The sequence below is a fragment of the Lysinibacillus sp. NPDC096382 genome (assembly GCF_044762845.1).
Classification (GTDB): domain Bacteria; phylum Bacillota; class Bacilli; order Bacillales_A; family Planococcaceae; genus Lysinibacillus.
Window position 1 is genome coordinate 175,384 of record NZ_JBIWFC010000009.1, and the last position, 9,079, is coordinate 184,462.

At 36.3% G+C, this 9,079-nt stretch carries 6 protein-coding genes; all 6 read left to right on the forward strand.

Annotated elements, in window-relative coordinates; genetic code table 11:
* The first annotated feature begins 29 nt into the window (after nt 1-29).
* The 6 genes from dnaN to ACIQZA_RS14615 all read left to right on the forward strand — a co-directional run bounded on the left by dnaN (nt 30) and on the right by ACIQZA_RS14615 (nt 8,471).
* Nucleotides 30-1,166 carry a DNA polymerase III subunit beta gene (dnaN, locus tag ACIQZA_RS14590; protein WP_142510016.1) on the forward strand — a complete coding sequence of 379 codons (1,137 nt, stop codon included), beginning with the start codon at nt 30-32 and terminating at the stop codon, nt 1,164-1,166.
* Between the two features lie 211 nt (nt 1,167-1,377).
* Nucleotides 1,378-1,602: a S4 domain-containing protein YaaA gene (yaaA, locus tag ACIQZA_RS14595; protein WP_402882020.1), complete on the forward strand. Its 225-nt coding sequence runs from the start codon at nt 1,378-1,380 to the stop codon at nt 1,600-1,602.
* Between the two features lie 3 nt (nt 1,603-1,605).
* A complete protein-coding gene (gene recF, locus ACIQZA_RS14600; protein ID WP_142510014.1) occupies nt 1,606-2,721 on the forward strand; it encodes a DNA replication/repair protein RecF in 1,116 nt (371 codons plus the stop codon).
* 91 nt (nt 2,722-2,812) lie between these two features.
* Nucleotides 2,813-4,747 (forward strand): DNA topoisomerase (ATP-hydrolyzing) subunit B, encoded by a 1,935-nt coding sequence (gene gyrB / locus ACIQZA_RS14605; RefSeq protein WP_400937434.1) that lies wholly within the window; start codon nt 2,813-2,815, stop codon nt 4,745-4,747.
* A gap of 25 nt (nt 4,748-4,772) precedes the next feature.
* Complete coding sequence (gene gyrA, locus ACIQZA_RS14610; protein ID WP_400937432.1) at nt 4,773-7,250, forward strand: DNA gyrase subunit A; 2,478 nt, start codon at nt 4,773-4,775, stop codon at nt 7,248-7,250.
* Nucleotides 7,251-7,388: 138 nt separating this feature from the next.
* On the forward strand, nt 7,389-8,471 hold the full coding sequence (locus tag ACIQZA_RS14615) for an HD-GYP domain-containing protein (protein ID WP_400937430.1): 1,083 nt from the start codon (nt 7,389-7,391) through the stop codon (nt 8,469-8,471).
* The last annotated feature ends 608 nt before the right edge of the window (nt 8,472-9,079 follow it).

Sequence of the window (9,079 nt, forward strand, 5' to 3'; positions counted from 1 at the left end):
AAATAATATAAATATGTGAGGGAAAACGAATGAAATTTGATATTTTACGTGACCGTTTATTAGAGGGTTTAAATGATGTCATGAAAGCCGTAAGTTCAAAAACGACTATACCGATTTTAACGGGGATAAAAATTGATGTAACAGATGAGGGTATTCGCTTAACAGGTAGTGATGCTGATATTACAATTCAAACATTTATTCCAGTTGAAGAAGATGGCCAACAAATAATTCATATAACAGAAACAGGATCAATTGTTGTACAAGCTCGTATGTTCAATGAAATTGTACGTAAGTTACCAACAAATGAGGTTGAAATTCAAGTAACAACTGGTTTCCAAACTCATATCCGTTCAGGTAAATCTGAATTCCACTTAATTGGCTCTGATGCTACTGAATATCCTTTATTACCCGAATTAACAGAAGATCAAAAATTTACTATTCCTGCAGATCTATTAAAATCAATTATCCGTGAAACAGTATTCGCTGTTGCCACTTCAGAAAGCAGACCGGTGTTGACAGGTGTAAACTGGCAGATAAAAAATGAAACATTAATCTGTGTTGCAACAGATAGCCACCGTTTGGCAAGACGTAAAGTTCAACTGGAAAATTTACCTGAGGTTGAACATAGTGTTGTAATTCCTGGTAAAAGCTTAAATGAGTTAAATAAAGTTTTAGAGGATTCTACAAATCTTGTACAAATTGTTATAACAAGTCAGCAAGTATTATTTAAAACAGGAGAAGTATTATTCTTCTCTCGTTTACTTGAAGGTAACTACCCAGATACATCACGTTTAATTCCAGAAGAGTACCAAACAAATCTAACGATTAATGGTAAATCATTATTACAAGCAATCGATCGTGCATCTCTTGTTGCTCGTGGCGATCGTAACAATGTTGTACGTTTTGAGATTTTAGATAATCAAGCTGTCGAAGTTTCTTCTAACTCTCCAGAAATCGGTAAAGTACAAGAGGAAATTCCTGTTGAGTCATTAGAAGGGGAGAACTTAAAAATTTCTTTCAGTGCGAAATACATGATGGAAGCACTAAAAGCAATTGATGGTCAAGAAGTAGTCATTCAATTCACAGGGGCAATGAGACCATTTATTTTACGTTCTGTTCATGACGATGCTATTTTACAATTGATTTTACCTGTGCGTACGTATTAAAAAATCAATTAAATCGAGGCCAAATTGTGTCCGGAATCAGTGAAAGAAGTAAATAATTTTTGTTGGAGAGAATAAACTCCATCATTTCAAACTCAAAGGACCTTGAAAAATGTACTGATAGTCGCTAATTGCGGCTATCTTTTTTTACTTATGGTGAATTTTTAGGTATGATAGAGAGATAGACGATCTGTATTTGGAGGGGAACTCAGCTATGAAGGACATTGAAATTGATATAGAGTTTGTCACATTAGGGCAACTTTTAAAAATGACTGATGCCATTAGCTCTGGTGGTATGGCCAAGTGGTTTTTACACGAAAATGATGTATATGTAAATGGAGAAATAGATGATCGCCGCGGTCGTAAATTACGTGACGGTGACATTGTAAATATTCCTGGATGTGGTCGATTTCGTATCGTTGGTACCGCTGGGCAGTAGATTATGCATATAGAGCAATTAAAACTTACAAATTACCGTAACTATGATGCCTTAGCTTTAAACTTCTCTCCAAAAATTAATGTTTTCATTGGTGAAAATGCTCAAGGAAAAACAAATGTTATGGAATCTATTTACGTATTGGCGATGGCTAAATCCCACCGCACGACGAACGATAAAGAATTAATACGTTGGGATTCAGACTATGGTAAAATAGAAGGGGCCGTTCAAAAAAGGCATGGTATTTTACCGATTGAACTTACGATTACGAAAAAAGGCAAAAAAGGTAAGATAAATCACATAGAACAAAGTCGCCTAAGTCATTATATTGGTCAAATGAATGTCGTGATGTTTGCACCCGAAGATTTAAATGTCGTAAAGGGAAGTCCGCAAATACGACGACGTTTTATTGATATGGAGATTGGGCAAATTTCGCCTGTTTATTTACATGATTTATTAACTTTCCAAAAAGTTTTAAAGCAACGTAACCACTTTTTAAAGATGAATCAAGGGAAAGCAATGCCAGATGACGTGATGTACGAGGTTTATAATGAACAATATATTCACGCAGCTACCCAAATTATTCGAAAAAGATTTCAATTTATGGATTTATTGCAGGAGTGGGCAGAGCCAATTCACGCAGGTATTTCACAAGGGAAGGAAACATTAGTTATTAAATACCGCACAGTTGCTGGTATTGAAAAAGAACATACTTCCAGTGAAATTGAAGACTTCTTGCATAAAAAGCTAATAGAAGCTAAGCCGCGTGAATTTGATCGGGGTGTAACACTAGTTGGTCCACACCGAGATGATTTGCAGTTTTTGGTAAATAGCTATGATGTTCAGACATATGGTTCACAAGGACAGCAACGTACAACCGCTCTTTCATTAAAACTTGCTGAGATCGAGTTAATTAAACAAGAAACAAATGAAACACCCATACTACTTTTAGATGATGTATTGTCAGAACTCGACGATTATCGCCAATCGCATTTATTAAATACCATTCAAGGTGAAGTTCAAACCTTTGTTACGACTACAAGTGTTGATGGAATTCACCATGAAACGATGGAGCATGCACAGCTGTTTCACGTGAAACAAGGCGCGATTGAAGAAAGTTAGCCCGGGAGTTTTTTAGATTACAAAAGAATGGTAATAGTCAGCTCGGTTGACTGTTCATTCATTTACACACAATGATGTTATGAAGGAGTAGATGAAAGCCGTGGCTATAGAGAACGAAGGTTTACAAAATCAAGCTTATGAAGCCGATCAGATACAGGTATTAGAAGGTTTAGAAGCGGTACGTAAAAGACCAGGGATGTATATCGGTTCAACAAGCTCTAAAGGGCTTCACCATTTAGTATGGGAAATTGTTGATAATAGTATTGATGAAGCTCTTGCAGGATTTTGTACAGATATAAAAGTAACGATAGAAAAAGACAATTGGATTCGTGTAGAAGACAATGGTCGTGGTATTCCAGTAAGTATTCAAGAGAAAATGGGTAAGCCTGCTGTTGAAGTTATTATGACAGTGCTCCATGCTGGCGGTAAGTTCGGCGGTGGAGGATACAAAGTTTCTGGTGGTCTTCATGGTGTAGGGGCATCTGTTGTAAATGCTTTATCAATTGAGACGATCGTTCAAGTTCATCGTGAGGGTCATATTCATGAAATTAAATTTGAACGTGGGAAAACTGTGCAAGAGCTAACGGTTATCGGTGATTCAGATCATAATGGAACAACTACACGTTTTAAAGCAGACCCTGAAATATTTAAAGAAACGACTGTTTATGAATATGATATTTTAGCACACCGTATTCGTGAATTAGCTTATTTGAATCGCGGTATTAGGATTACAATTGCTGATGAACGCGAAGGTGAGGAACGTTCTACTACGTATCATTATGAAGGTGGTATTCGTTCTTATGTTGAGCATTTGAATCAAACTAAAGAGCCAATCCATGATCCAATAGATGTTCTTGGAGAAAAGGATGGTATTTCAGTTGAAATTGCTATGCAATATAATGCTGGATTCTCTTCTAATATCTTTTCATTTGCTAATAACATTAATACGTATGAAGGCGGTACACATGAATCTGGTTTTAAAACGGCTCTAACACGTGTTATTAATGATTACGCGCGAAAAAATGGGTTATTAAAAGAATCAGATGCAAACCTTACTGGTGAGGATGTTCGTGAAGGGTTAACAGCTATTGTTTCAGTTAAGCATCCTGATCCACAATTTGAAGGACAAACAAAAACAAAACTTGGTAACTCTGAAGTTAGCCAAATTACTAACTCCTTGTTCTCAGATGGTTTTGAACGATTTATGTTAGAAAATCCAACTGTCGCTCGTAAAGTTGTTGAAAAAGGTTTAATGGCTGCTCGTGCACGTGTAGCTGCTAAAAAAGCACGTGAATTTACACGTCGTAAAAGTGCACTTGAAGTATCAAGCTTGCCAGGTAAATTAGCTGACTGTTCTTCAACAAATCCAGCCGAATGCGAAATTTATATCGTTGAGGGTGACTCTGCCGGAGGATCTGCGAAATCTGGACGTGATCGACACTTCCAAGCAATTTTACCGTTACGTGGTAAAATCCTTAACGTCGAAAAAGCACGTTTAGATAAAATTTTATCGAATGCAGAAATTCGTGCGATGATTACAGCATTCGGCACAGGTATTGGAGAAGAGTTTACTTTAGAAAAGGCTCGTTATCATAAGATTGTTATTATGACAGATGCCGACGTCGATGGTGCCCACATTCGCACATTACTACTAACATTCTTCTTCCGTTTCCTTCGACCTCTTGTAGAGGCAGGTTATATTTATATTGCACAGCCACCTCTTTATCAAGTTAAGCAAGGTAAGCATGTCGAATATTGCTATGATGAAGAAACATTAAAAGAAATTTTAGAACGACTACCAAAAATGCCAAAACCAAATATACAGCGCTACAAAGGTCTTGGGGAAATGAATGCAGAGCAGCTTTGGGAAACTACCATGGATCCTGAGCACCGCACATTGTTACAAGTAGAATTAGATGATGCAATTAAAGCAAACCAAGCATTTGAGCGTTTAATGGGCGATGAAGTTGAACCGCGTCGTCAATTTATCGAAGAAAATGCTGTATACGCTAATTTAGATATTTAATTTTTCTTGAGAGGAGGTCTACACTTTGTCAGAACAAGAACGCTCCGGTGTTAAAGGAGTTAATATAACAAAAGAAATTGAAACATCCTTCCTCGATTATGCGATGAGTGTAATCGTTTCTCGTGCATTACCAGACGTACGAGATGGATTGAAGCCTGTACATCGCCGTATTTTATATGGCATGCAAGAGCTAGGGAATACAGCAGATAAAGCGTACAAAAAATCAGCACGTATCGTTGGGGACGTAATGGGTAAATACCACCCACATGGTGACTCATCCATCTATGATGCAATGGTACGTATGGCGCAAGATTTCAGCTATCGTTACATGCTAGTCGATGGTCATGGTAACTTTGGATCTGTTGATGGTGACGGAGCGGCAGCGATGCGTTATACGGAATCGCGTATGTCTCGTATAGCGATGGAAATGCTTCGCGATATAAATAAAGACACAATTGACTATACAGATAACTATGATGGTTCAGAAAAGGAACCTATTGTCCTTCCTAGTCGCTATCCAAACTTATTAGTAAATGGAGCGGCAGGAATTGCGGTTGGTATGGCGACAAATATTCCGCCACATCAACTTGGTGAAACGATAGATGCCGTGATTGCACTTTCTGAAAATCCAGCTATTACAACGGAAGAATTGATGGAGATTATCCCAGGACCTGATTTCCCAACTGGTGGATTAATTTTGGGCCGTAGCGGTATTCGCCGTGCCTACGAAACAGGTCGTGGCTCGATCATTATTCGTGCAAAGGTAGAGATTGAACAGAAATCAAATGGTAAAGAGACGATTCTTATTCATGAATTACCATACCAGGTCAATAAAGCTAAGCTTATTGAAAAAATAGCAGAGCTTGTACGCGATAAAAAAATTGATGGTATTACAAACCTACGCGATGAGTCTGACCGACGTGGTATGCGAGTAGTCATCGAAGTTCGCAAAGATGCAAATGCCAATGTAGTTTTAAATAATTTATATAAACAAACGGCAATGCAGTCGAGCTTCGGTATTAATATGCTGTCATTAGTAAATGGTCAGCCTAAAGTAATGGGCTTAAAAGAAATGCTGCATCATTATTTAGAGCACCAAAAGGTTATTATTCGCCGTCGTACGGAATTTGACTTAAGAAAAGCAGAAGATCGTGCGCATATTTTAGAGGGCTTACGTATTGCCCTTGATCATATCGACGAAATTATTGCTATTATCCGTGGTTCGCGAAGCGGTGATGAAGCAAAACCACAATTAATGGAACGATTTAATTTATCTGAACGTCAGGCGCAAGCGATTTTAGATATGCGTTTAGTTCGTTTAAGTGGATTAGAGCGTGAAAAAATTGAAGCAGAATATCAAGAGCTTCAAATATTAATTGCTGAATTAAAAGCGATTTTAGCGGATGAGGCTAAAATTGTTGATATTATTCGTACTGAAATAGTCGAACTAAAAGATCGTTTTAACGATATACGCCGCACTGAAATAACATCTGGTGGTTTAGAAATGATTGAGGACGAGGATTTAATCCCAGTCGAAAATTCGGTTATAACTTTAACGCACAATGGCTATATCAAACGTTTAGCTGCGAATACATATCGTAGTCAAAAACGTGGTGGTCGTGGTGTACAAGGTATGGGCACAAATGAAGATGATTTTGTAGAGCATCTTATGAATACATCTACACACGATACAATTTTGTTCTTCACTACAAAAGGAAAAGTATTTAGAGCAAAAGGTTATGAGATTCCGGAATTTGGCCGTACAGCGAAAGGATTACCGATTGTTAACTTACTCAATATTGAAAAAGGTGAGAAAGTAACAGCAATGATCCGTGTTGGTTCATTTGATGAAGATGCATACTTTATCTTCACTACTAAAACAGGCATTACAAAGCGTACACCAGTATCTCAATTTGCTAACATCCGAACAAACGGCTTAATAGCTATAAGTTTACGAGAAGACGATGATCTTATTTCTGTTCGTTTAACAGATGGAGATAAACAAGTGATTATCGGTACTCGTGATGGAATGCTTGTACGTTTCCAAGAAGAGGATATTCGTTCAATGGGCCGTACTGCAGGTGGTGTACGAGGTATTAAACTACGTGATGGTGACGAAGTAGTTGGTATGGAAATCGTTGAACCAGGAGAGGAAATTTTAGTTGTTACAGCAAAAGGTTACGGTAAACGTACTTCTGAAGAAGAATATCGTTTACAGAGCCGTGGTGGTGTAGGATTAAAAACAATTCAAATCACTGATAAAAACGGTCCAATGGTAGCTGTAAAAACTGTTGATGGTTCAGAAGATTTAATGCTTATTACAATTAATGGCATGCTAATCCGTATGGATGTGAATGATATCTCTTTAATTGGTCGTAGTACACAGGGAGTTCGTTTAATCCGTTTAGGTGATGACGAGCTTGTAGCAACTGTAGCGAAGGTTGAAAAAGAAGAAGAATCTAACGAAGAATCTAATGAAGAAAATGATCAAGTAGAAGAATGATAAAAGACCGATGACGACAGCTAGTGTTGCCGTTCATCGGTTTTTTAGCATAAATCATGAAAAATAAGTAATTATTTTGAATTCCATGATAAAATAAAATTAACCTTATAAGTGAAATAGTGAAGAGGAGTTAATTACGTGGAAACTATACATATCCCTATTTCAGAGTTACGTGTTGGAAAAGTAATTTCTGAAGATATTTTTGCTAATACACAATATCCAATAATTTTTAAAAACACGATAATTTCCCATGAACATTTACCAGTTTTTTTTGCTTTTAATATATCGAGAGTCCCAGTTTATAAAGATGGTATAGAGGCTCAATCAGAGATAAAAGAAACAGAATTAGTTGTTCCAATAGAGGCTATTCCATCTTTTAAAAAGATTTATGACAATTCTATTGAACAATTCAAAAGGGAATTTAAAAATTGGGAAGCTGGTGCAAAGGTAGATATTACGAAAGCACGTAAAATTATTTTGCCATTATTAGAAATGGTTTTAGAAGATCGTACAATAATTTTTGATTTAAATGAGTATTCAAATCCCAAAGACTATTTGTACCATCATTGTGTAGCAACAGCATTGATTTCTTCCGTAATTACACAAAAATTAGGCTATGATAAAGGAATTACAATACAAGTTGCAATTGGAGGGTTGCTAGCTGATTGTGGAATGGCAAAAGTTCATCCACGTATCCGCGATAAAAAAACAACCTTAACAGAGGAAGAGTTTAATGAAATTTATAAGCATCCGATTTATAGCTATAATATGGTCAAAGATTTAACGATCTTAAAGGATACAATGAAAGAGGCTATTTTCCAGCACCATGAGCGTTTAAATGGTAGTGGCTATCCGAAAGGGGAAAAAATCGCAAATATTTCTACTTTCGCTCAAATCATCGCTGTTGCAGATGTATTCCATGCAATGACATGTGAGCGAGTGTATAGAACGAAGCAATCTTCCTTTAGAGTCATAGAGATGATTAATGAATCTGAATTTGGAAAGTTTGATATTAAAGTAGTTCGTGCACTAATAGATATTGTTGCCGACCTTCCTATAGGAACAATAGTTGAATTATCTAATCTGGAACAAGGCGAAGTAATGTTTGTAAATAAATTTGCACCAACCCGACCACTTATCAAATTATGTCATTCAGGAGAGATATTTGATTTAGGTAAAAATCGTACTTTCTATATTTCACGTATTATAACGGATTTATAATAGTTAGAAGGGCAACCCATTAACATTGGCGTTCGCCTTTTTTATTTTTATTCGACCGATAAATTATTTAGGTGATAAAACTAAAGTATCAACAAAGACTTTAACCTCTAGCTAAGTACGAGAAAATTGATATTTTAAATAAACGAAGTGAACTAGAAAAAATGATCTCTTTGAAATAATTTAACTTCTTTCAGAAATGTTTTATGTAACGTAAGTGAAACAGCAGTTACAATGTCTTTTGTAGCGAAAGCAAAGCGTCAGCTACAGAAGTCTCTTATCTCTATAGGAGGTGAAATGAAATGTTGATTCAAGGCTAACTAATCCTCTGAACAAAGTGGTGTAGAAGAATAATAATAGATTTTAAAAAACTATTAATTATTTTTGAGAAAGTGTTGACATGGTTTTAGATTCTTGATATTATTAGTGAGTCGCCAAGAGGTGATGCTTAAAACAAAGATTAATGAACCTTGAAAACTGAACAAGCAAAACGTAATCAATAAAGTTTTTACTAGCTAACCTTGAGTTAGTGAACGAAACAAAATTTTGGACATCAAACATGATGCCAGCAAAACAATTTGAGCTAATCAAATTTCTTTTTATGGAGAGTT

Coding starts and splice junctions, on each gene's coding strand:
- dnaN (WP_142510016.1), top strand. CDS start 30: ATGAAATTTGATATTTTACGTGACCGTTTATTAGAGGGTTTAAATGAT.
- yaaA (WP_402882020.1), top strand. CDS start 1,378: ATGAAGGACATTGAAATTGATATAGAGTTTGTCACATTAGGGCAACTT.
- recF (WP_142510014.1), top strand. CDS start 1,606: ATGCATATAGAGCAATTAAAACTTACAAATTACCGTAACTATGATGCC.
- gyrB (WP_400937434.1), top strand. CDS start 2,813: ATGAAAGCCGTGGCTATAGAGAACGAAGGTTTACAAAATCAAGCTTAT.